Annotated in this window: 20 protein-coding genes and 1 other RNA gene; 12 read left to right on the forward strand and 9 right to left on the reverse strand. The window is 63.3% G+C overall.

The features are described 5' to 3' along the window. The first annotated feature begins 33 nt into the window (after positions 1-33). From ABWU19_RS06480 to ABWU19_RS06500, 5 genes are all read left to right on the forward strand, one after another. The gene (locus tag ABWU19_RS06480) at positions 34-1200 is read left to right on the forward strand and encodes a SpoIID/LytB domain-containing protein (RefSeq protein WP_435900902.1); all 1167 of its coding nucleotides are present in this window, start codon (positions 34-36) and stop codon (positions 1198-1200) included. A gap of 346 nt (positions 1201-1546) precedes the next feature. Then, positions 1547-2116 (forward strand): SCO family protein, encoded by a 570-nt coding sequence (locus ABWU19_RS06485; RefSeq protein WP_435900903.1) that lies wholly within the window; start codon positions 1547-1549, stop codon positions 2114-2116. Positions 2117-2118: 2 nt separating this feature from the next. Continuing rightward, positions 2119-3498: a c-type cytochrome gene (locus ABWU19_RS06490; RefSeq protein WP_435900904.1), complete on the forward strand. Its 1380-nt coding sequence runs from the start codon at positions 2119-2121 to the stop codon at positions 3496-3498. Positions 3499-3506: 8 nt separating this feature from the next. Then, a complete protein-coding gene (locus ABWU19_RS06495; protein ID WP_435900905.1) occupies positions 3507-4025 on the forward strand; it encodes a hypothetical protein in 519 nt (172 codons plus the stop codon). A gap of 80 nt (positions 4026-4105) precedes the next feature. Next, complete coding sequence (locus ABWU19_RS06500; protein WP_435900906.1) at positions 4106-6439, forward strand: ATP-dependent nuclease subunit B; 2334 nt, start codon at positions 4106-4108, stop codon at positions 6437-6439. 26 nt (positions 6440-6465) lie between these two features. Here ABWU19_RS06500 and ABWU19_RS06505 read toward each other — a convergent pair whose 3' ends face one another. Further along, positions 6466-7131: a hypothetical protein gene (locus ABWU19_RS06505; RefSeq protein ID WP_435900907.1), complete on the reverse strand. Its 666-nt coding sequence runs from the start codon at positions 7129-7131 to the stop codon at positions 6466-6468. 168 nt (positions 7132-7299) lie between these two features. Beyond that, complete coding sequence (locus ABWU19_RS06510) at positions 7300-8145, reverse strand: aminotransferase class IV (RefSeq protein WP_435900908.1); 846 nt, start codon at positions 8143-8145, stop codon at positions 7300-7302. 63 nt (positions 8146-8208) lie between these two features. On the opposite strand from ABWU19_RS06510, the gene ABWU19_RS06515 reads away from it, so the two are divergent. From ABWU19_RS06515 to ABWU19_RS06525, 3 genes are read left to right on the forward strand one after another with little or no spacing between them, the layout of a single operon-like run. Continuing rightward, the gene (locus tag ABWU19_RS06515) at positions 8209-8379 is read left to right on the forward strand and encodes a hypothetical protein (protein ID WP_435900909.1); all 171 of its coding nucleotides are present in this window, start codon (positions 8209-8211) and stop codon (positions 8377-8379) included. Next, positions 8360-8803: a type II toxin-antitoxin system death-on-curing family toxin gene (locus tag ABWU19_RS06520; RefSeq protein ID WP_435900910.1), complete on the forward strand. Its 444-nt coding sequence runs from the start codon at positions 8360-8362 to the stop codon at positions 8801-8803. The genes ABWU19_RS06515 and ABWU19_RS06520 overlap by 20 nt, the downstream gene beginning before the upstream one ends. After that, entirely contained in the window at positions 8800-11547 is a 2748-nt protein-coding gene (locus tag ABWU19_RS06525; protein WP_435900911.1) for a UvrD-helicase domain-containing protein, read from the forward strand. The genes ABWU19_RS06520 and ABWU19_RS06525 overlap by 4 nt, the downstream gene beginning before the upstream one ends. A 116-nt stretch (positions 11548-11663) precedes the next feature. Here ABWU19_RS06525 and ABWU19_RS06530 read toward each other — a convergent pair whose 3' ends face one another. Then, positions 11664-12101 carry an OsmC family protein gene (locus tag ABWU19_RS06530; RefSeq protein WP_435900912.1) on the reverse strand — a complete coding sequence of 146 codons (438 nt, stop codon included), beginning with the start codon at positions 12099-12101 and terminating at the stop codon, positions 11664-11666. Between the two features lie 319 nt (positions 12102-12420). Here ABWU19_RS06530 and ABWU19_RS06535 point away from each other — a divergent pair, with 319 nt between their 5' ends. Both ABWU19_RS06535 and ABWU19_RS06540 read left to right on the forward strand, forming a co-directional pair. Continuing rightward, positions 12421-13122: an SDR family oxidoreductase gene (locus tag ABWU19_RS06535; protein ID WP_435900913.1), complete on the forward strand. Its 702-nt coding sequence runs from the start codon at positions 12421-12423 to the stop codon at positions 13120-13122. A 79-nt stretch (positions 13123-13201) separates the two neighbouring features. After that, a complete protein-coding gene (locus ABWU19_RS06540) occupies positions 13202-13801 on the forward strand; it encodes a DedA family protein (RefSeq protein ID WP_435900914.1) in 600 nt (199 codons plus the stop codon). Position 13802: 1 nt separating this feature from the next. Here the strand turns inward: ABWU19_RS06540 and mce are convergent, their stop codons facing one another. The 6 genes from mce to ffs all read right to left on the reverse strand — a co-directional run bounded on the left by mce (position 13803) and on the right by ffs (position 20741). Beyond that, complete coding sequence (mce, locus tag ABWU19_RS06545; protein ID WP_435900915.1) at positions 13803-14198, reverse strand: methylmalonyl-CoA epimerase; 396 nt, start codon at positions 14196-14198, stop codon at positions 13803-13805. A 46-nt stretch (positions 14199-14244) separates the two neighbouring features. Next, positions 14245-15360, reverse strand: coding sequence for a hypothetical protein (locus ABWU19_RS06550; protein WP_435900916.1), 1116 nt, complete (start codon positions 15358-15360; stop codon positions 14245-14247). Then, the gene (locus tag ABWU19_RS06555; protein ID WP_435900917.1) at positions 15361-18294 is read right to left on the reverse strand and encodes an LPS-assembly protein LptD; all 2934 of its coding nucleotides are present in this window, start codon (positions 18292-18294) and stop codon (positions 15361-15363) included. Continuing rightward, positions 18291-19331: an LptF/LptG family permease gene (locus ABWU19_RS06560; RefSeq protein ID WP_435900918.1), complete on the reverse strand. Its 1041-nt coding sequence runs from the start codon at positions 19329-19331 to the stop codon at positions 18291-18293. The genes ABWU19_RS06555 and ABWU19_RS06560 overlap by 4 nt, the downstream gene beginning before the upstream one ends. Before the next feature lie 55 nt (positions 19332-19386). Next, on the reverse strand, positions 19387-20403 hold the full coding sequence (locus ABWU19_RS06565; protein WP_435900919.1) for an LptF/LptG family permease: 1017 nt from the start codon (positions 20401-20403) through the stop codon (positions 19387-19389). Positions 20404-20641: 238 nt separating this feature from the next. Continuing rightward, positions 20642-20741: signal recognition particle sRNA small type (ffs, locus tag ABWU19_RS06570), an RNA gene on the reverse strand. 104 nt (positions 20742-20845) lie between these two features. Between ffs and ABWU19_RS06575 the strand changes: the two genes are divergently transcribed. Together ABWU19_RS06575 and ABWU19_RS06580 are read left to right on the forward strand one after the other, a co-directional pair. Beyond that, positions 20846-21175, forward strand: a complete 330-nt coding sequence (locus tag ABWU19_RS06575; RefSeq protein WP_435900920.1) for a tRNA-binding protein — start codon at positions 20846-20848, stop codon at positions 21173-21175. Positions 21176-21556: 381 nt separating this feature from the next. Then, positions 21557-21994, forward strand: a complete 438-nt coding sequence (locus ABWU19_RS06580; RefSeq protein WP_435900921.1) for a CBS domain-containing protein — start codon at positions 21557-21559, stop codon at positions 21992-21994. The last annotated feature ends 1 nt before the right edge of the window (position 21995 follow it).

Genomic DNA, 21995 nt, shown 5'->3' on the forward strand with positions numbered 1-21995 from the left:
GGGGTGTGCATATACTTGGGAAAGGTTACGGGCATGATGCGCGTTGTGTTTTGCTGTTTGTTCTTGTTGGGGGTTGCCCAGGCCCAGCAGGATTTGCTGCTGCGGGTCTTGCTGACCGAAGCCTCGGCGGGCATTGTTCAGATGGGGCCTCATCAGCGACAAAGTGCCTACGGTGTGCGTACTTTTGACGCGGCCAACCTGCGGGTTACGGCAGGTTTGGGCGAGGTCTTGGTCGATGGTCAGAGTGCAGGTCCCTGGGTGGAGTTTGTGCCGGCAGACGGTTTTACCCTGGGGGGGCGAAGCTACCGGGGCAACCTGCTGGTGGTATGGCAGGCTGGCCGGGCACTTTTTATCAATCGGGTCTGGCTCGAGGACTATCTGCTGGGCGTTGTTCCTGGCGAGGTTCCAGCCTCATTTCCAGATTCGGTGCTACAGGCCCAGGCCATTCTGGCCCGTACCTTTGCACTGTACCGCCTGAACCCCAAGGGCCTCTACGACCTTTGTGCCACCGAACGCTGCCAGGTCTACCTGGGGCGCTCGATAGAAACCCCCCGCCACACCAGCGCTGTAAATGCCACGCGCTCCCTTATCGTGAGCTATAACCACAAGCCCATTACCGCTGTTTACCACGCCGATTCTGGCGGTTATACAGCAGCCTCCGCCGAAGTTTGGGGCAATAACGTACCCTATCTGGTCGCGCGCCCTGATCCTTTTGCAGTAAGTCCCAGCAGCACCTGGAGCCGTACCCTAACACCCGATGCGGTAGCCAAAGCCCTGGCTGGGCTGGGTATCCAGGTGGGCACGGTGCAGTCCATCACCCCGCTTTTTATGAGCGAGAGCGGGCGTCCACTGCGGCTTCGCGTTGTGGGCAGTAACGGTAGCGCGGAGCTTGATGCGCCCCAGTCTACCCGCCTGCTGCGGGGCCTGGGGCTACCTTCTACACGGGTGCGTTTCGATGGCTGGCAGGTGTTTGGGCAGGGTAGCGGCCACGGGGTGGGCATGAGCCAGTGGGGCGCTCGAGGACTCGCCCTGCAGGGCTGGGACTTCCGCCAGATTCTGGGCTACTATTACCCTGGAACCTTTCTCAGCAGCTTTGAGGTGGTGGCGGGCATATGGGAAAAGCTGCGTCTGGCCGGATACCCTTTATGGCCGACCTACGGTGGCCTGGGGCTTTATGCATTTGCTGTCGGGCGCTCCTGAAAATAGATTTCCCTCTGCCTGAACTCAAGCTGCATCTTCCGCCCACATGCTGATGGTAGAGGGGGGCCTGTACACCAAATTCATCTCCCATGAGCTGCATAGCGTACTCTTCACAGGCGTGGTCTCCCCCTGGGAGGAGATTGTGCTGTTTAGAACAAAGCAATCAAGTTGTGAGCGGCTCAATATTTTGTGAAGAGTGCTCTAAATAGCCAGAAAGCGGGGTACTGGCAATGCTAAACGGGAGGAGGGGCGCTAGAAGCCACTGATAGGGGCGAAGGGGCTGGACTGGCTGGCAGTTTGCTCTATATTCAGCTAGGTTTAAGCTGTGCCAGTCATGATGGTAAAAATGCCAACGTTTCTTTGCTGCTTGCTGCTTGGCCTGACCAGCCTGGTCTGGGCCCACGGGGGGCATTACCTGCCCGCATCGGGGCCGGGGGCCACCGACTTCAAACCCGCCAAGGCCCTGCCGGTGGTTGAGCTGCGTTCCCACGAGAACAAGGCCTTTGTGTTTCCCCCCAAAGGCCCGGCGGTGGTGCTTTTTGGCTATACCCAGTGTCCGGATGCCTGCCCCCTCACGTTGGGCCGCCTGCTGCCTGCTTATGAAGCCCTGGGTGCGCCGCCAAACCTTCAACTGCTGCTCTTAAGCGTGGACGAACGCGATACCCCTCAGACGCTGCAAAAATACCTGCGGGGTTTTATGCCGGTGCTGGGCCTTACCGGCAAACCTGAGGCCATTCGCCAGATTGCCGAGGCTGCCCGGGTCGAGTACAACCTGGCGCCAGGCGGGCGACTGGTTTTTCACACCGATGCCCTGGCCTTGTTGGATGCCCAGGGCAGGTTGGTGCGGATGCTGTATGGAGCGAGCCGCCTTTCTACCGCTAAACTAAAAGAAGAAATAGCGCAGTTGCTGAGGTGAATATGCCGAGAATACCGCTGCTGTTGTTGGGTTTTCTAGCGTTGGGTTCGATGGGAGCGGGCCCGGCCCAGCCCCCTACCTACCACGGGGAGGTGGCCGAGATTCTGCAAGCCAACTGCGTGGGCTGCCACACCGAAGGCGGCATCGCGCCTTTTCCCCTGGACGATGCCCGCTGGGCACGCAATATGGCTACGGCTATTGCCGACTCGGTCAAGCAGGGCCGGATGCCCCCCTGGCCCCCCGGTGAGGGTACGCCCCCCCTCAAAGACGAGCGCAAACTTTCTGCCAGTGCCAAGGCCGCGCTGATTGCCTGGGCCGAGGCTGGTGCGCCCCTGGGGAACCCCAGGCCCATTGCCGCCAAAGCCATGCCGCCTGCGCCGCAACCTGACCTGGTGGCTACCCTGAACCCCCCATACACACCCAACGATTCTGTTCTGGACGATTACCGCTGCTTTTTGATGCCTGCTACCTTCGACCGCGATACCTACCTGACCGGCTACAAGATTGTTCCAGGCGACAAGCGCAGCGTGCACCACGTGATCTTGTTCCTGATTGGCCCCGATATGGTAGAAGCCGCCGAAGCCAAGGACCGCGCCGAGCCGGGCCCCGGCTGGCAGTGCTTCGGTGGGCCGGGCTTGAGCAGCGATCCACGCAACACTGGCGGCATTTTGGGTTTCTGGGTACCGGGCGGGGGGGCCACCATGCTGCCGGAGGGTACGGGGCGGCTTTTGCGGGCGGGTAGCCGGGTGGTGATGCAGGTGCACTACAACACCGCCTCGGGCGCCAACCCCGACGCCACCCAGATGGCTTTGTACCTGGCGCCCAGGGGCGTCCAGCTCAAGCGGCTGGTGGGCATGACCCTGGCCGCCCCGGTGGAAATAAAGTGTCCTCCGGGTATGACGGGAGAGCAGTGTACCCGTGCCTACGCTCGAGCCCGCACCGAGCTAGGCTTTATCGCCGACTGGATTCACATGCTGTGCAACACCAGCATTGAGGGCTACCTGAACCGCGATATAGGCGATGGCAGCCGCCAGGCTACCTCCTGTGACTGGACGGTCCAAAACGCCCTCGAGGTGCACGGGGTAACCGCGCACATGCACCTGCGGGGGGTGGAGTTCAAGGTGGAGGTCAACCCCGGTACGCCGGGCGCCCGGACGCTCTTCTACATTCCGCAGTGGAACTTCCAGTGGCAGGGCGAGTACTGGTACCAGACCCCCATCCGGCTGCGGCAGGGCGACCGGGTGCGGGTAACCTGTGTCTACGACAATAAATCGGCTATTCCCGGCCCCGGTGGGGAGCCTTTGCAGCCCCGCTATATGACCTGGGGGGAGGGTACTACCGACGAGATGTGCCTGGGCTCGCTGTTTGGGGTGCGGGAGTAGGGGGGAGCGTGCGGTGCTGGGCGGTCATGCTGGTGGTGGCTGGAGCCGCTGGCCTGGCCCAGTCCCACGACCCGGCAGTGCTGGATCGCTGTCAGGCCATTTTCCAGACCCTGCGCCCCCAGTTTGCCTATGCCGAGCGGGCTGCACCCCAGCGCTTCTTGCTGCGGGTGGTGCTGGGGAGCGATGGCTTTCCGGTAAGCCGTATAACGGTCAACATAGACCTGACCCCGGTTCCACTGGGACTCGAGGAGATTGCGGTGGTGGCGCTCGAGCGTCCGGCTCAGGATGCCGTGCGGCTGCGTAACCAACTGGCCCGCCGCTTTGCAAATGTGCTGCAAAACATCAACCTGGGCAACTGGTATGTGGTGGAGCCCAGGGGGTATCGCTGCTTCCTGACCTTCCAGGGCCGGGTGGTGGGGGTGCTGGCGCTGGGAAGGAACCTCGAGCCCCTCTCCGACCCCCGCTGGCTGACGGCCTACCAGCGCTCGCCGGTGCGCTTTCCGGCGGTGGAGCCGGCGATTCGTTAGAGCGCTCTTCACAAATACAGAGTGTGATGGGCTACCCTCGATGCTTCACGGGGTGCCAAGATGGCCGCTATAGTGAGGCCGTGCACCTGATTGTGGGCCCCCCTGCTTCTGGCAAAACCACCTGTCTGCTCGAGGTCGCCCAGGCCTATTTGCGGCAGCGTAAGCGGGTCTGGTGGGTTTGTTTGCCCGCGCAAAAAGCCTACGTCTACCGCCGGGCCACCGAACAGGGCGCAACGCTGGGCCTCGAGGTGCTCAGCTCGCAGCAGCTTTACTACCGGCTGCTGGCGGCCAGCTTTGGCCTGAAGCCCATCCTGACCGGGCCGGGCCGGGTGGCGCTGGTGGGGGAGGCGCTTTTATCGGATGACAGCCCATTGCCCAGCCCTGGCGAGGCCCGCCTGTTCAGCCGGGCCATCGCCGAGGCCAAGCGCAACGGGGTCGGGCCCGAGGAGATTCCCATCCTGGGGCCAGAAACCCGGCGCCTGCAGGTGGTGTATGCCCGCTATGAGGAACTCAAGCAGATTTGGGGGCGCTGGGACTATGACGACTTTCGCGCGGGGGCACTTGAGCTGCTGGAACAGGGCCGGGCCCAGCTCGAGCCCGACCTGGTGGTGGTGGATGGTTTCCGCGAACTGAGCGTCCAGGAACTGCGGCTTTTGCTGGCCCTGTCCCGCTATGTTCCGCTCTGGGTTAGCCTGCCGGAAGCCCCGCCTGGATTCGCAGCCCACCAGGAACTTTCCCACCGGCCTATTCCCACCCAGGTCTACCGCGCCCAGAACCCGGTGAGCGAGGCCCGCTGGGTACTGCGGGCCATCAAGCGCGACCTGGCACAGGGAATGAAGCCCCTGGAGGTGGCCGTGGTGGCGCCGGAGTCGCGGATTCCTGCGCTGCTCACCCTGGCCGATGAGTACGGCCTGCCCCTTATAGAACACCTGCCCCGTACTGCCGCCGACACCCCCGAGGGCCGGCTTTTGCTCGAGCTGCTCGAGCTGCCCGACTACCCCACCCCCACCCGCCTGCTGGCTGTGCCCGACCTGGCCCCTCTGGGCCGGGCGGCCCTCGAGCGCGGTTTGGTGGGTTTCGAGGCCATCTCCCGCCTGGCCGCCGAGCTGGGGATGCAAGCGGTATGGGCCGCGTGGCTCTCGCGTTTGCGGTCTCCCGGAGAGGAGGGCTCGGTTTTTGAGAACCACCAGCCCACCCTCCACCCCTCGCTGGCCTGGGCCGAAGAGCTGCTGGACTCGCTGCCGGAAGTGCGTCACAGCCCACGCCGGGCCAGCCTGATGGAACGGGCCCTCGAGGCGCACCGCATCGGTAGCGGCCCCGATTTTCGCCACTGGTGGGCGGCTCTGCTGGCCGAGACCTATGAGCCCCACCGCCCGCCCGGGGGGGTGGCGGTGCTCACCCCCAACCTGGCCTCGGGGCAGCGCTGGAAGAAGCTCTACCTGACCTATGCGGTGGAGGGGGCCTACAGCAGCGGTGAGCAGGAGGACTACTTCATTCCCGAGGAGTGGCGGGTGAGCCTCGAGGAGGCCTTGGGGCGGGCGGGGGGCAGTCTGCCCAGGCGCTTTATGGGGCGCGACCGGCTGCTCTTGCACGAACTAAAAACCCGCGCCGACGAGGTTATCGTTACCTACCCCGAGGCCAGCCAGGAAGGGCCGCTGGAGCCTGAGCCCATCCTGGTGGGGCCTCACCCACCCTACCTGCCCGAGTTGCCACCCGCCAGCCCGCTCGAGCTGGCCCAGAACGGAGGCTACAAGGCCCCACTGGGGCAGGTGAACCTGGGTTCGCCGCGGGTGGAAAACCTGCGCCACTACCACGAGTGCGGATTTCAATTCTGGGCCCAGCAACTCACGCCAGTAGAAGAGGAGCCCCTGTGGTGGCAGCAGTGGGTACGCGAGTTGCGCAAGGCCGAAAAGCTGGTGCCGGCCCGCCTCGAGGCCCTGGCCCGGCAGTTCCCCCAGACCGAAGGCTGGATGCGCCAGCATTACAGCCTTCTGGGCGAACTCAACCTGGGCTTCAAGCTGGAGGGTCGGGGTCTGGAAGCACGTCTGGACGGGGTTTTGCGCAAGGGGGGCGAGGTGCACATCTACCGCTTCGTGGCCCCCGAAACCCGCCCCGAAGATGCCGAACAGCAGGTGCGAAACCGCTGGAGCGAGCGCTGGGCTGCGGCCCACCTGCTGGCTGCTTACCCGGGCCGTGTCCAGCGGGTGTACCTGTGGGCCTGGCCGGTGCTGGGCAAGCCGGTGCTGCTTTATGGCAAGCCCATCGAAAAACTCTGGAATACCCTGAAGGCGCTACTGGACAGGGCGCAGGCAACCTACACCCAGTACAAAGCCGGGGTGGTCGAACCCAACCCCGGTTTTCGCTGCCGGAGCTGTAATGTTAAGGATGTGTGCCGCGAAGGCAGACTGGGGTAATGCGAACCACACCCGAAGCGTTCGGTTTAGAACCTGAACGAAAGCGAGAAGCTAAAGGGTGTGGCCAGCCGGGGCACGCTGAAATACTCGTCGGGGGGCAGCAGGAAAAGCGAAATTTCTGGAGCGGCTATAAAGCGGCCCAGTGGCAGGTTAACCCCAATGGTAAAACCGGGGTTCAAACGCAACCCGCTGCAACGCAGGGGGTTATTGTCGCGGCTATTGCACTGCACGTAGTTATACAAACGAGGTCCGATGTAGCCCTGGCCGGTTTCCAGGGAGATGGGCCAGTAGTATCCCACGTCCAGCCCAACGCCTCCGCTGTTTACGGCCTCGTAGACGTAGGTGGAGCCGTCGTAGCGGTAGGTGGAGTAGGTCTCCCAGGCAACGCTAAAGGCGGCGGCCCATCCCTCTTGCAGATACGAGGCTCGAGCAAAAGCCGAAGAGCCGCCCCTTGGGGCCACAATCAGGTCGGCGCCCCAGGGCCCCAGGATGTACTGAAACCCAAAACCCTCGGGGCCGCTGCGCAAGCCCAGGGACGCACCTCCACCAGACTGCAACCTGGCGGCTTGAGGGGTAGATACAAAGGGCACAAAGGCGTTCTGGTAGCCAATGGCACCGGGTGGCGCCACGTTAGAAGGGGCGCAGGCGGAGAATATAAGGGCCAGCAGGGCAAAAATATGATGGGTTTTCATACACCGACATTCTATTTGGCGAGCTGGTGTCCACAAGTTCAAATGCCCTTTGGGACTTTACAGCCTCCTGGCCTGCACACAATTGCGCTGCCAGGTATGCAGCGCGATTTACCCAGCACAAAAGGCGCCGGATATTCGTGTGTACAACAAACCTTACGCCGGGGGCGCTTATTGCAGTACCGCGCGCTGGTTGAGGTAGGCCTCGAGGTGCGCCTGAAAGGCCGCCATCAGGGCCTGGGCGTAAGGCCCCACCTGGCCGTTGCCCACGGGTTTATCTTCAATCTGGGTGATGGGCATCACCTGCCGGGTGGCCCCGGTCAGGAGTACCTCGTCGGCCTCCAGTAGCTCGCTCAGGGCAATGGGCTGCTCCAGGATGGGCAGCAGGGGACGGGCCACCTGCAGCAGGTGCTTGCGGGTGATGCCGGGCAGCACCCCTTCCCGGGTGGTGTGGAGCACCCCATTCTTGATGATGGAAAGACTGCTGCGGCCCCCTTCCGAGACCCAGGTGCCATCGTGATAAATCACCTCGGTGGCCCCCTCGGCCCGCACCCGCTTAGACAACCGTACTGCTACCAGGTAGTCGGTGGTTTTGGCTTCGGGCAGTTCGCGCAGGTTCTGGTGCAGGATGACCTTGCCCCCCCGCTCATAGAGCTGGGCCGGGGGCGGTGTAACGGCAATGGGCGTGATGACCAGGTTGGGCGTGGTGGGGGTGAAGGCGTCCGGGGAGTAGCCCCCAGTAAGCAGCATCTGGATGCCGCCCTGCTCCAGGTCGTTGAGCCGGATAAGCTCGAGGATGAGGTTTTGCAGTTTTTCCCGGCTGAAGGGGGGCTCGAGCTCCAAAAGCTGGGCCGAGCGCTCGAAGCGCTCGAGGTGGTCTTCCAGAAATACGGGGATGCCGCGCAAGACGCGAAAAAACTCAAATACCGCATACCCCCGCCGCAGGCCCAGGTCGGAGATGTGCAGGCTGGCCTGGTCGTGTGCAACGATGGTTCCATTGATGTTGGCGTATCTCACACAAGCCCTCTATAGCTCGATATTCTAGCAGTATCCTGATATACTTTTTTTGACAGGAGCTACATGTCAGCTACCGAAGCCAAGCCCATTCTGCTGGAAGTTGCCTCGTCTGTTGAGCTGCCTCAGGTTGAGGACGTCGAATTCGAGGAGATTACCCCAGAAGAACAAGAGCGCATCATTGCCGAAGCCCTGGAGCGTAACACCGAGGTATTACGTGGCCTTGCCCAGCGCTAGCTTTTTTTATCGCTATAAAGGCCACCGTTACCCTACAGGAAAGCTGATTGCAACGTTACACCTCAACGCCCTGGTGCGCTTCGGCGGATTGGAGGGGGTTAGGGACGTGCGGGCCTTACAGTCTGCCTTGCACGCGCCGATTTCGAGTGCGGGTGGGCAGGATGCTTACCCTACCTTCTTTACAAAAGTAGCAGCCCTTGGTTTTCAATTGGTCAAAAACCACGCTTTTAACGATGCCAATAAGCGAACGGCCTGGTTGGCTGTTGAAACCACACTCCACGCAAACGGCTATTACACCAGCCGCCCAGCCATCGAGATTGAAGATATCATGGTGCTGATGGCAGCGGGTTACTTGAGTCTAGAAGGATTTCGAGCTTTTTTGCTGATGGCCTGTAATCAGGACTATACCGACCCACGCTTGTGAAAGTCCGTGTCGCCTCCGCCGGAACCGGCAAGACCGCCAGCCTGGTCTTGCGTTACCTCGAGCTCATCGCTTCGGGTACACCCCTGCGCCGCATCGCGGGGGTAACCTTTACCCGCAAGGCCGCCGACGAGCTGCGCGTGCGGGTGGGCTGGGCCATCGAGGAAGTCCTGACCCACGGGCGACACCTGGACTTTGTGGCTTCGCCGGGCGCTACCGAAGCCTTTAGGGAGGCCATGCGCGAGCTCCCCGGCGCCACCCTCAGCACCATCCACGGCTTTATGGGCCAGTGCCTGCGCCTGGCGGCCCCGCTTTTGCACCTCGACCCCGACTTTTCCCTGCTGGGCGACTGGGAAGCGGTGGCCCTGTGGGAGGAGGAGTGGAGCACCCTGCGGTATCTGGCTACTGACCAGGGCCACCCGCTTTATGGCCTGGTCTCCGACGAGCTTACCGAGCCCCTGCTGCACCTTTTTTCCAAGCGCTCCTTAGCCGAGGTGTTCGAGCCTGCCGAGGGTGAAGCCAACCAGAAGCTTTTGCGGGTCTACCAGACCCTTTACGCCGCCTACGAAGCCCGCCTGGGGGCCAACCTGCTTTCGCCCTCCGAGCTCGAGCGCAGGGCTTTGGAGCTGACCCGCCACCCAGGGGCGATTAAGCGCGTTTTGGAGCGGGTGCATATTCTGCTGGTAGACGAATACCAGGATGTAAACCCCCTACAAGGGGCCTTTTTTGCAGCCCTCGAGCGGGCCGGTCTGTCCATCGAGATCGTGGGCGACCCCAAGCAGTCCATCTATGCTTTTCGCAATGCCGATGTGGCCGTCTTTCGCAAAGCCCTGCAGGAAGGCCAGCTCCAACCCCCCCTGACCCGCACCTACCGGCACAGCCAGGTTCTGGTGCGTTTTTTGAACCGACTGACCGCGCACCTGGCGGCCCACGGTATGGGCTTTGGCCCCGAGGAAGCCCCGCCGGTGGAGGGGCAGCGGCCCGAAAAGGGGCGGCTGGAGATTCACTGGGTGGCGGGCAGAGCACCCCTCGACGCGCTACGCAAGCAGGAGGCCTGGGTGCTGGCCCAGCGGCTCCGGGAGCTTGGTGCTTCCATCGAGTACGACAAGATGGCCGTGCTGGTGCGCTCTTACAACAGCGTACCTTTTTTGCAAGAGGCTTTTGCGGCAGCCCAGATCCCCTATGTGCTCCTGCAGGGGCGGGGCTACTACGAGCGGCAGGAGGTGCGCGACCTGTACCACGCCCTGCGGGCGGCCCTCGACCCCCGGGGCGTGTCGCTGGCGGTTTTTTTACGCAGTCCTTTTGGGCAGCACACCGAGGATGGCCCCCTCAAGCCGCTCGAGCTGGCCCAGATTGAAAGTGTGCTGCGCGCCGACGACCCCCTGCGTAGCCTGGCCCAGCACTGGCCCAGCATCTACCAGCGTCTGCGCCAGATTCAAACCCGCCTGCGGCTGGAAGCCCCGCTCGAGGCGCTCAAATTCCTCATTCGCGAGCCCCTGATGGCGGGCCGGCCCTACCACGACTTTTTGGACCCGCGCGCCCGCGAGAACGTGGATGCGCTGCTCTTCTACTTTGCCCCACGCCCGCCGCAGAACCTCGAGGGCCTGCTGGAGCGGCTCGAGCTGCTCTCGCGCCAGGCCGATGCGGGCGACGTGCCCCAGTCGGGTGAGGGGGTGCAGATTCTGACCATCCACCGCGCCAAAGGTCTGGAATGGCCGCTGGTGGCGGTGTTCGACCTGGGGAGAAGGAATACGCACCAGTCCCAGCCCCTCTACCTGGGCACTGCCCAGGAGGTTGCGCGCACCGACCGGCTGACCCAGTGGGTGGCCCTGCCAGAAACCCCCCAGTTTGAGGCCTTTAAAGAGCAGGTCAAGCGGTTGGAGGAAGAAGAGAGCTATCGTCTGCTGTACGTGGCGGCCTCGCGGGCCCGCGACACCCTGCTGCTTACGGCCAGCGCCAGCGAAGGCCAGCCAGAAGGCTGGGGCAGGGTGCTCGAGGCCTTAGAACTCGGCCCAGCCAGCAAGCCCTTCCATAGGCCCGAGTTCCTCCTGCAAACCTGGCCCTTTAAGCCGGTGCCGCCAGCGCCCGCCTCGAGTCCCCCCGCGCCCCTTCAGGCTTCGCCCTGGGTAAATGCCCGCTTCGAGCCCGAGCCCTTTCCTCTGCTTTTTTCGCCCTCGGCTTTGAAGCGCCTCGAAGCCGAGCCCCTGCCCCTACCCGACCCCGAGGAAGGGGAGGCCCTGCCGGGCCGGGCGCGGGCCATCGGGACGCTGGTGCACTATGCCATCGGTCAAAACTGGAGCCCTGATAACCCCACCCACCTTGCCAACCTCGAGGCCCAGGAGGTGATGTTTCCCTACGACCCCAGCGAGCGTGCGGGCATCCTGCATGAGGTACAAACCCTGCTGCGGGGCTACCATGACCTGCTGGGCAAGCAACTGCCCTGGCCCCGCGACGAAGACTACCCCGAGTTTGCGGTGGCCCTGCCCCTGGGTTCTACGGTCTGGCAGGGGGTGATTGACCGGCTGTACCGGGTGGGGGCGCAGTGGTTCCTGGAAGATTACAAAACCGACCTCGAGGTCAGGCCCGAGCGTTACCACTTTCAACTGGGAATTTACCTGGCAGCCATTCGCCAGGCCTGGAATATCGAGCCAGAGGTGCGGCTGGTGTACCTGCGCTTTGGTGAGGTGCTCAGGCTCGAAAGGCCCGAACTGGAGGCAGCCCTGAACGAGGTTTGGTCATCCGCCTAGGCTGGCCTGGCGGGGGTTGCCACCTTCTGTGCTGGCGCCTTGCTCAGCAGGTTTTTCTTGCCAGAGCAGGGCATCTGCCGCGGTCTTGGCTTTTTCTGCTGGGCCTAGGTAAGCCGCTACGGGGCGCTTTGGGGCTGGGCTTCCTCCTGCCAGGGCTCCACCACCACCCGGGTCTCGATGTGGGCGTTCAGGGTGGCCGAGACCGAGCAGTACTTGGTGTGGGAGAGCTCTACGGCGCGCTCGAGGGCTTCCCGGGTGACGTTGGGCCCTGCGCCATAGTGCGTCACCACAATGTGGGTGAAGCGCTTGGGGTGCTCCTCGGCCCGCTCACCCACCGCCTCCACACGGTAACGGGCCAGGGGCTGGCGCTTTTTCCCCATGATGTCCACCACATCGTAGGCGGTGCAGCCAGCCAGCGCGGCCAGCAAGAGTTCCATGGGGCGCATACCGGTCGCGGGCTGGTCGCCGTCTACCATTACCCTGTCGCCTTGCTCGTTGATGCCTACAAACCGGTGTCCTACCAGGCGATGCAATACCACTTTTTTCGTTGCCATAAACCTCCTAAGCGCAGTTTTTGCCATCAACTGCCGGAACTGCAAGTTTGCCGGTGGGGTGCACAAAGCCCCCCTGATTGAATCATATTCAAGGCCCAAGGGCAAAATGACCCGCTTGCTTCACATTGTGCGCTGAACCGCACCCGAAACATCGCGGGTGGGTCTGCGGGGCGTTGCTTGCCGATTTGGGCTGGACGCAAGCACATGAATCCCGGGCGCTGCTGGAACACCCAGCAAGGCCATGGGGGTGATGGCCTGGGCTTTGCGAATGTAAGCGTGTGAACAGGCAACGGATTGCTCGAGGGCGCATAATTGAAGGATGCAAGCGCTGCAAGATAAGGTTTTTATCCTCACTGGGGGTGGGGGGGCCATTGCGGGGGCCATTGCCCAGGCTTTTACCAGGGCCGGGGCCAGGCTGGCCCTGGCCGATGCCTACGAAACCACCATCGCCGAGCGGGCCCAGGAGCTGGGGGGGCGGGCCTTTGTGGCCAACCTGACCCACTACCCCGATGCCGAGATGCTGGTGCGCCAGGTAAAGGCCCACTTTGGCCGGGTGGATGGCCTTATTCATACCGTGGGTGGCTTTGCTTTTTCACCCATCAAAGATACCGAACCCAGCCTGTATGACCGCATGTTTGACCTCAATATGCGCACCCTTTTTTACATGACCCGGGCCATTTTGCCAGAGCTGCTGGGCCAAAAAGATGGTTTTATCGCGGGGATTTCTGCTGCCGCTGCCTGGCATGGGGTGGGGCCAGGGGTAGCCCTGTACGCAGCCGCCAAAGCCGCGGTTGCAACCTACCTGCGCTCGCTGGATGCCGAGCTGGCGGGCACCGCAGTACGGGTGGCCATTGTCTACCCGATGGGGACGGTGGATACCCCAGCCAACCGCAAAGAGATGCCCGATGCCGACCCCATGGCCTGGGTAGACCCCGCCGAGATCGGCGAGAGCCTGGTCTACGCAGCCAGCCGCAGCCCCAGGGGCCGGGTGCTCGAGCTGCAAATATTCCCGCCCCGCTAAGATAGCGATTACTGCTTTCAAAATGGAATAGTTCAAATTTGCTTGCCGATAGAGCGTCTTTTGCGTTAGGGTGGAGCACATGGATGTAACCGCCTATGTGCAGGCCGTGGGCTATCTGGGAATTTTTGCTACGGTATTAGTAGAAACAGGTTTTCTGGTGGGTTTTTTTCTGCCGGGTGATTCGTTGCTGATTGCGGTGGGCTTGCTGGCAGCCGCCAAGCAGCTACAGCTGCCGTGGGCCTTGCTGGCCTTGTTTTTAGGCTCGCTATTGGGCAACAACCTGGGCTACTACCTGGGGCGCCAGGTGGGGCTGGCGCTGCTCGACCGGGCAAAGGTCAAGCCCGAAGACCTCGAGCGCACCCGGCGCTTTATGGCCCGCTTTGGCCCGCTTTCCATCCTGATTGGCCCCTATATACCGGTGTTCAGGGCGGTGGTGCCTTTTATGTGCGGCACCGTGAAGATGTCCTGGCCGCGTTTTTTTGTGCTGAGTTTGTTGGGGAGCCTGCTCTGGACGCAGGGCCTTACGCTGGCGGCCTACTATGTGGGCTCCAAAATCCCCCACCTCGAGCGCTACGTCTACCTGATTCTGCTGGCCGGGGTGGGGTTTGGGGTGGTGCTGGCGGCCTGGCGGGCCTACCGCTCGGGCAACCTACGCTGGCCCACGCGCAAGGCCGAGTGACCTAGCTATGGGCTTCCACCAGCTCCACCAGCACCCCACCCGACCATTTGGGATGAATAAACGCCACCTGGTGGCCCCCAAAACCGGGGCGGGGTGTGGGGTCAATCAGCGGGACGCCGCTGGAAGCCAGCCGCTTGAGTTCGGCCCCAATGTCGGGCGTGGCAAGGGCGATATGGTGCAGGCCCGGCCCGCGCTTCTCGATGAAGCGGGCGATGGCTGAGTCGGGGCGGGTGGCCTTTAAGAGCTCGAGCCGGCTCGGCCCGCTCTTGAGCATCCAGACCTCGACCCCCTGGCTCTCGACCTGGCCCTGGGCCTCGAGGGTGTAGCCCAGCTCGAGGTAGGGTTTGGCGGCCTCCTGCAAATCCTGTACCGCGATGCCGATGTGGTGAATCTCCATGCCCCCAAACTACCCCAGTCCCGCCAGGGAGTACAGGGGCACCCGGCTACTCTACCGGGATAAAGGCCAGCCCGCTGATGCGCTCCTGGAGGCTGCCCAGCGGGGAGGAGCGCACACCGGCGCTGGTGAGGGCGCTGGCGATGTTGACGGTCAGGTCAATTACCACGAGGGTGGGGCTGTCCTCTCGAGCGGCGTAGAGAAACTGATCGATACCCACAGTGGCGGTGCGGTAGCGTGCGGTGCGCGAGAGTCCGGTCTCCGCTTCGCGTGGCAGCTGCAAGCCCCCTTCGAAGCGGGCCAGCCCGCTGCCCAGCACAAACACCGGGGGCGCCCCCCTGGCAAAAAAGCGGGCCGCGATGCTGCTGTCCCGCACCAGCCCTACCTCGCCGGTGGGGCTCAGGTTCCAGGTAGCCAGGGTGGTATCGGTGCTGGTGGGGTCGTTGTCGTCGAAGAGGCCCAGGGCCTGGCCGTTGGCAAAAATCAGGTCGGTGGGGCTCGAGCCGCTCAGGCTCAGGGGCCGTTCGATAAAGGGGTTAACGAAATCGTATTGCCCGAACTGGCTGGGTGTCAGGTAGAGCAACTGGTCGTTTGGGCCCAGGGTGAGCCGGGCGGGTGTGCTCAGGCGCACCAGGTTGGGGTTTAGAAAGTCGATGGGGCTGGGCAGGGCGGTGGCGGTGAAGGGAATCAGCCAGGCCCGGTACTCCTCGATGGGGCGTGCTGGGGTGGCAGGCGGGCAGACCAGCAGGATGCGGCTCTGCCCCTGGCGCAGATAGCCCCCACTGCAGTCCACATTCAGGGCCTGGTCGAAGCCGTCGAGCTGGGGCGTGCCCACATCGTCCACGCTCAGGTTGCTGGCGCTGTACCGGCGCAGGCGGCTTGGGGTCAGCACCCAGAGCTGGTCGTTTACCCCTGGGTCCAGGCTGCGGCGGTAGAGCAGCGTTACGATGGGCTCGTCTATGTCCCAGCTACCCGCCCGGCGGGGCGGGTCGAAATTGCCGGGCTGCAGGGTGCTGCTCTGGAAAAAGCGTATCTGGTAGGTGAGGCTGCTGGGGTTGTTGATTGCGGCTACCAGCAGGGCGCGGGTGGGTTCTTCGCTGCTGCCCGTGCAGGCCGCCAGGGTGCCGAGCAGGCTTAGGGTCAGGGCGTGGACAGGCCGCTTCATCTAACGTCCTCCAGGGCTGGGAAGTTTGATGCCGCCGGGCAGGACGATGTTGTTCTGGCTGAGCAAAAACTCGGCGGCATCGCCCCCCAGGGCAAAGGAAAACTTGAATTCCTGCTTAAGGGCGTCCAGGCTGGCCCGGAAAGCCCAGCAGCAACGGTCAACTATCCACTCGAAGCGCGGGCGCAGGATGGTGCCCTCGAGGTTGGGCAAAAAGAACTGCCTGGGGTTTACCCCCCCGCTTTCCGGGGCGTTCCAGACGATGCGAAAAAACAGGCGGGTCTTTTCCTGGCCCATAAAGCTAAAGGTGGGGCCAAACTCGCGCAGGGTAACGCGGAAGCGCCCGCTGTTGTCCGTTAGGCGCTCGAGGCCCACAAAGCCCTGCAGCGAGAGGCCGGGGGGGTCTTCTGGCCGCAGGGGCGCGGGGAATAACTCCAGCTCGCCCTGGAAACGCAAAAAGCGCAGGAAGGCCTGGGTGTCGTCCTCGGGGGTGAGGGGGTTCTCGCTTTCGGGGAGGTGGAATTCCGCCGAAATTTCGTTGATAAAAACCTCGGGCTCGCGCACCGCTGCCCGCAAGGCCAGGCGGGGGTTGCGCAGAAGCCCCTCGCGGTAGCTCCACAGCAGGTCGGCCTGCACCAGGTCGGCGCTGTACTGGTAGCCCAGCCGGAAGCGGGACTCGCTGCCGGGGCTAAAGCCGATGCTGTGGGTAAACACAAAGGTGTGCAGGCTCAGGGTGAGCTGGGCCAGGCCGTCCAGCAGCCCAGGGGTGGGGAGGGGGTTGGGGTTGGCAAAGGAGGGCAGGGGGGTGTAGGGGTGGGTGAGGCTCTGGCGCAAACGGAAGGAGTTGGGGGGTTCTTGCAAGAACACGTTCAGCTCGCTGCGGATGGCCTGTCCGTTGTTCAGGTCGCGGCTGTGGGTGAGCGAGGTGGTGTTGCCGGGGGGGTTGTAGCTGGCGGCCAGCTCGAGCGGGTCGTAGCGGGCAATCAGGGGAATCTGATCGCGGGGGCGGGTTTCTTTTTCCTGCACCTCCCAGTAGCGGTAGCCGGTACGCAGCGAGAAGTTGAAGGGCTGGGGGTTGTAGGCGGCGCTCAGGCTGAGCAGGCGGTCGAGGCCCAGCTCGAGCTGCCGCTCGTAGCTCAGGTTCAGGCTGAAGGGGGCCGGCGAGAGAGCCAGGCTGCCTCGCAACAGGCCCCAGCGGCCCAGCTCTATGTCGCGGCTGGCGCTGGCGGTCAAGCTGAGCCAGGGAAAGGGGCGCGAGCTGAGGGTGAACTCGGCGAGGGGGTCGAAGATGCGGCGCTCGAGGTCGCGGCTGGCCCGTGCGGTAAAGGAAAAAATAGGGTCGGGGTTGAAGCTAAAGGAGCCCTCGAGGCGGCTGTTGCGCTGGGGCCGCTCGAAGTCGAACTGGAAGGGGGTCTCGCCCTCCACCACGTTGCGGCTCACGCTCAGGTTCACCCCCAAGGCCCCCAGGGTCTGGCCCAGGCTGGCGCGGGTGCTCCAGCGGATCAGGCGCTCGAACTCGGTGGGGTTTTCGTTCTGGTCGAAGTTCTGGGTGCTGTAGTAGCGCCCAATAAAGGTGTTTTCAACGCTAAAACTAAAGCCAGGCCAGGGAGGTGTGGCCGGGCGGTAGCTGCTGCGGTGCTCCACCCACAGCCGCCCAGCCCCAATGTAAGGCCCCAGCCGCCGGGCGCTGCGGTTGAGGGGGTTGCTGGGGGCCTCGTAATAGCCCAGCAAGACCCGCCCGTTGAGCCGGAACTCACCCTCGAGGCCGCGGGGAAAGGTGATCTCGGCCTCGGGTAGGCGTTTGGGGGTGGTGCGCTCGTTGGGCAGGGCCAGGGGGTTGTGGTCTATGTAGCCGTCCAGGGTCAGGCGGTAGAGGGGCTCGGGGTTGGCGGGGGTCTGCCGGGTGGCCCCTTCAAGCAAAAAGGTGGTGTAGTCGGGCTGGCCCCCCGCCCCCTGCAAAAAACGCGGCTCGGCCTGTGGGCTATCGTCGCGCAGAACCTGCCCCTCCAGCCGCCACCCGGGCTCCTCGAGCTTGTAGCTAAAGCGGTACTTGAAGATGCCGTCCTTGCGCGGGTCGCTGTCGGGCAGCACCAGCCCGGCGGGTGGGGGCAGGTACAGAAACTGGTAGCGCTCCTGAGCCGCTCCTACCCCATAGTGGTCGAAGCCAAAGCCCCAGCCGCGCCGCTCGAAGTAGCGCAGCAGGGTAAAGCCGATGCCAAAGTCGGAGACGTAGGGCAGGTCGGCACTCACAAACACCCCGTCGCTCTCGCTCTGGCCGAACTCGAGCTTGGGCCGCCGCTCGTTCAAAAACAAAAGCAGCACCGGCAGGTACAGGGTGCGCTCGCCGCGCAACAAGACCCACACCCCCCGGGCAATGATCCGGTCGCCGGGGTAGAGCACCACCTCACGGGCCTGGAAGGCATAGTCGGCCACCTCCTGCTCGCAGCGCTGGCAGGGGGTCAGGTAGCCTTCCTGCAAGAGAATCTGCCCGGCGGCCCGTTGGCAGATGGGGCCACTCAGAAAAAACTCGCCCGACTCGATCTTTACCTCGATGGCCTCGAAGCTTTCGTCGTCGGTGAAGAGCTCGAGTTCCTGGGCCTCGATCAGCTGGCCCTGCTTGTCCTGGTATCGCACCCCGCCCAAAAGCAGCAGGCGTTTTTTGGTGCGGTTAAAGATGACCCTAGGCGCCTCGATACTCTCGCCGTCCCGGTCCATCTTGACCGGACTGCCCACCAGAATCACCAGCTCCTCGCCCGCCTCGTTGCGCAGCTCTAAGCGCTCGGCCTCGAGGATTTTTAGCCTTTTGCCTCCCGAGGTGGGGGCCTGCTCGCTTTCCTGGGCTAAGGCAGGTGCGAAGCACCCGAGCAAGAGCAATACCAGCAGCGCAAGGGCTGCGTTTTGGTGCCCCCTGCCTCCTTGCTTTCTGCGGCTCTTCATCGCTTCCCCATTCGCAAAAGGGCCAGTCCGGCCAGCGCGTAGAGCAAATTGGGCCCCCAGGCCGCCAGAATAGGATGCAGCACCCCCTGCTCACCCATGATGCGCCCCACGCTCCAGGTGGCGTAGTAGATGAAGGTGAGCACCACCACCCCCAGCATGCCCAGGCTACGGCTACCCCCCAGCAGGAAGAAGGCCAGCCCCACGGCAAAAACAGCGAAGGAGTAGACCGCCGCGGGCTCGGCCCACTTGCGGTGCAGGGCGGTCAGCTCGGCGTGGTAAGGCAGCCCCTGGGCGCGGTACTGGGCGATGCGCTGACGCAGCTCGGCCACGGTCAGGCTAAACAGACCGCCGGGGGGCTCGAGGGAAAGCTCCACCAGCGGAACCGTGGCCTGCTCAAAACGTGCGACCGTGCGGGGTCGGGCCCCTCCGTAGGTCACCCGCATTCCTTCGGAAAGCACCAGCGTGCCCTGCTCGAAGCGGCCCTTCTCGGCTACCAGAATTTCCTCGGAAGTGATGACCCGCACCTTGCCGATGCCGGTATCGCTTACCTGGCCCACGTACACAATGCGCCCATAGGCGTCCACCAGCCGGGTGCCGGGCTGGAGCAAAGCCCGGGGTTTTTGCAGCACCGCCTGCCGCAGCACGTTTTGCCCTTGCTGCAGGCTTCGCGGAACCAGGCTATCGGCTGCCACCAGGCACGCCACAAACAAAAAAGTGCCCAGCAGCAGCAGTGGAAACAGCACCCGCAGCTTGGAAATTCCTCCGGCCAGCATGGCCTTGAGTTCGGACTCCTCGCCCATGCGCGAGAGCACCAGCAAGAGCGCAAACAGGAAGGCCAGCGGTGTTCCGCGTACCAGCGCCTCGGGCACCCGGAAGGCCAGGTACTGGCTTACCACCCAGGGGTCGGCCCCCCTGGCCAGGAGCGGGGCCAGCACCTCGTATAAAGCGCCACCCAGCAAGGCCAGCACCACCACCGCCAGGGCCCCCAGCACATAGGCGCCCACCTCTTTGATCAGGTAGCGGTCGAGCACGTTCACCGCAACCTCCCGAGCTCTGCGGCGCTGCGCTTCCAAATAGCTTTACCCGGCAGGTTCATCGGGCTAGCCTCCAGGTGCCAAGGAGGGCCAGCCCTCCATACACGATATTGGGCAGCCAGGCCCCATAAGCACCCCACAGGTCGAAGCGGGCGAACTGGGCCGATAGGGTAAAAAGCGTCCAGTAGCCAAAAATAAGCCCTACCACGGCAATAAAGGCCCAGGCCGACTCGCGTAGCGAAAGGCCAATCACAATGGCCAGCCAGGCCAGCACCACTGCCCCGGCTGCGTTGGCGTACCGACGGGCCAGGGGAAACTGCGCGGCGGGGTCGGCTTTCGCTACGGCATGCAGGTCGGGCATGCGCATGGCTTCGTAGGAGATGGCCCTGGGCTGTACCCCGACAGGGAAGGGCAGGGGGTGCTCGTCTTCCTGGTAGATTTTGCCGCTGGGGTCTACCCGATAGGCCTTTTGCAGGCGCCAGGCCCCGTTCACCCAGACACCCCGCTCGGCGCTCCAGATCGAACCGCCCGGTTCCACCACCCGGATGCCTTCCAAGCGAGAACCGCCCTCGCCCTGGGCAGGCGGATAGATGCGCTGGGCGTAATAGACACCCAGGCCCTGGGGGGTGTAGGTGCGGTCGGTTAGCACGCCCGAAGGCTCAGAGCCGTAGTAAATCTTGTACTGCAATGCTTCGAAGCGCTCCTGGGCAATGGGTTTGAGCCAGCCCTCGTTGAACAGCACCACAGCCCCCACCACCAGCCCCAGCACCAGCACCGGCCCAATAAAGGTGCGCGGGGGAACACCGGCGGCATAGGTGGCTTTGAGTTCGGACTGGCGAATCCAGCGGGCCAGGGCTACCAGCAGGGCAAACACCAGACCCAGCGGCAACGCAATGCCCAGGGTGTAGGGTACCCGGTAGGCCACCATCTGAACAATTTCAACCACAGGGGTCTTGGCCCGCAAAAAGGCCCCCGAGAGCGAGGAGAGCAGGTCGAAGGTGATGAGCCCAACGAATAGCAGCACACCCAGCAGATACAGCGACAACGTTTCGCGCAACAAATAACGCTGCAACATCCCAGAGCGAAGTATACGGTGCTGCTGGGTGAGAAGCGGTTGATTTTGATAACCAAATAACAACGTCACGCGCACTTCTCGTTTTTGTGCAGCGGCAAAAAAGCGAAGGCCACGATAAGCAATTTAGGCGCAGCAACTGTCCCAGTTTAGTCTACCGTTGGCAGGTTTAATTGCCTGCTTGAAAACGCTTAAAAGCATGGGGACACCGTGTTCTGGTGCCCTGTGATGGCCAAAAAAAGCGTCCCCGGCTCCCTGACGGCACCCGCTCCGTGGCGCTTAGGGCTGCTGCCTTCCGGCCCTGACCCGGTTCACGCTGGTGCGCCGCGTCAGACCGAGGACGCACCCCAGAGAATAACACAGGAGAGCTAAATGCAAAAGTTTTGTAAGACCTGACACCAGGGGCAGGCTTGACTGTGGGCAATGGGGCGTGGACACTGGCCTCATGACGCCCTACGATGCTTTTCAGGCCCTCGAGCTGCGCGTCGGACGTATTCAAAGGGCCGAGCCTCACGAAAAAGCCCGCAAGCCCTCCTATAAGCTATGGGTAGACCTGGGTCAGTTTGGCGTAAAGCAAAGCAGTGCCCAGCTTACCGACCTCTACACCCCTGAGGCCCTGGTGGGGCGGCTGGTCATCTGCGCGACCAACCTAGGCGAACGCAACATTGCCGGCTTCAAGTCCGAGGTGCTGGTGCTGGGCCTGCCCGACGAACAGGGGCGGGTGGTGCTGCTCTCGGTCGAGCGCGAGGTGCCGCTGGGGGGACGGGTTTACTAAAGGGGGCTGTCGCAAGCTTGCGGCCCGGAAGCCCTGGGGCCTGGCTGGGTGCAGGCGAAGGGGAAAGATTCGGGCTTACCTAGAGCACGCTTTCCCTGCCGGCTAGAGCAGCAAGCGGCGATCCCCAAGAATTTCAGCGCTCCCCCCGATTGGCGCTGCTGGTTTTCGCCAGCGCGATAGGCTTCCTGACCAGCCGTGAGGGGCAGCGCATTGTGCGGGGGTGCAGGGCGGCTTGTTGGGGGGTAGCAGTAAACGCAAGCGATAGCTGTCGTCTTTAGAACCGCCAGCTCTGCACAGCCTGAGGCTAGGGCCCCAGGTCGTTGGCAGCCAGAGACATCTGCCCCCGGTTTTGTGTAGTAGCCTGAGCTCGAGGTGCTCACAATGCTGGTCAAAGATTTTATGACCCCCAACCCAGAGGTCGTCACGCCGGAAATTACGGTGCCCGAAGCCGCCCAAATCATGAAGAAAGGGGGCTTCCGTCGCTTGCCTGTGGTCAAAGAAGATCGGGTTGTTGGCATCGTTACCGACCGCGACCTCAAAGAAGCCATGCCCTCGGATGCCAACTCGCTTTCCATCTGGGAACTCAACTACCTGATTTCTAAGCTCACCGTGGGCGAAATCATGACCCGCGACCCCATCACCGTTTCCGACACCCTACCCCTCCAGGCGGCTGCCAAGCTGATGCTCGAGCACAAGGTGGGGGGGCTGCCGGTCGTGCACGAGGGCAAGCTGGTGGGTATCATTACCATCACCGATGTGCTGAAGGCCTTTTTGCAACGCGAGGCCGAGCTCTTGGTAGGGGCCGAGACCAACCCCTAGG

The sequence above is a fragment of the Meiothermus cerbereus genome (assembly GCF_051297115.1).
Taxonomy (GTDB): domain Bacteria; phylum Deinococcota; class Deinococci; order Deinococcales; family Thermaceae; genus Meiothermus; species Meiothermus cerbereus_A.

Excerpts from the sequence above, each read along its gene's own strand:
- ABWU19_RS06480 (WP_435900902.1), top strand. The coding sequence starts at position 34 with ATGATGCGCGTTGTGTTTTGCTGTTTGTTCTTGTTGGGGGTTGCCCAG.
- ABWU19_RS06485 (WP_435900903.1), top strand. The coding sequence starts at position 1,547 with ATGCCAACGTTTCTTTGCTGCTTGCTGCTTGGCCTGACCAGCCTGGTC.
- ABWU19_RS06490 (WP_435900904.1), top strand. The coding sequence starts at position 2,119 with ATGCCGAGAATACCGCTGCTGTTGTTGGGTTTTCTAGCGTTGGGTTCG.
- ABWU19_RS06505 (WP_435900907.1), bottom strand. The coding sequence starts at position 7,131 with ATGAAAACCCATCATATTTTTGCCCTGCTGGCCCTTATATTCTCCGCC.
- ABWU19_RS06515 (WP_435900909.1), top strand. The coding sequence starts at position 8,209 with ATGTCAGCTACCGAAGCCAAGCCCATTCTGCTGGAAGTTGCCTCGTCT.
- ABWU19_RS06530 (WP_435900912.1), bottom strand. The coding sequence starts at position 12,101 with ATGGCAACGAAAAAAGTGGTATTGCATCGCCTGGTAGGACACCGGTTT.
- ABWU19_RS06535 (WP_435900913.1), top strand. The coding sequence starts at position 12,421 with ATGCAAGCGCTGCAAGATAAGGTTTTTATCCTCACTGGGGGTGGGGGG.
- ABWU19_RS06540 (WP_435900914.1), top strand. The coding sequence starts at position 13,202 with ATGGATGTAACCGCCTATGTGCAGGCCGTGGGCTATCTGGGAATTTTT.
- mce (WP_435900915.1), bottom strand. The coding sequence starts at position 14,198 with ATGGAGATTCACCACATCGGCATCGCGGTACAGGATTTGCAGGAGGCC.
- ABWU19_RS06550 (WP_435900916.1), bottom strand. The coding sequence starts at position 15,360 with ATGAAGCGGCCTGTCCACGCCCTGACCCTAAGCCTGCTCGGCACCCTG.
- ABWU19_RS06555 (WP_435900917.1), bottom strand. The coding sequence starts at position 18,294 with ATGAAGAGCCGCAGAAAGCAAGGAGGCAGGGGGCACCAAAACGCAGCC.
- ABWU19_RS06565 (WP_435900919.1), bottom strand. The coding sequence starts at position 20,403 with ATGTTGCAGCGTTATTTGTTGCGCGAAACGTTGTCGCTGTATCTGCTG.
- ABWU19_RS06575 (WP_435900920.1), top strand. The coding sequence starts at position 20,846 with ATGACGCCCTACGATGCTTTTCAGGCCCTCGAGCTGCGCGTCGGACGT.
- ABWU19_RS06580 (WP_435900921.1), top strand. The coding sequence starts at position 21,557 with ATGCTGGTCAAAGATTTTATGACCCCCAACCCAGAGGTCGTCACGCCG.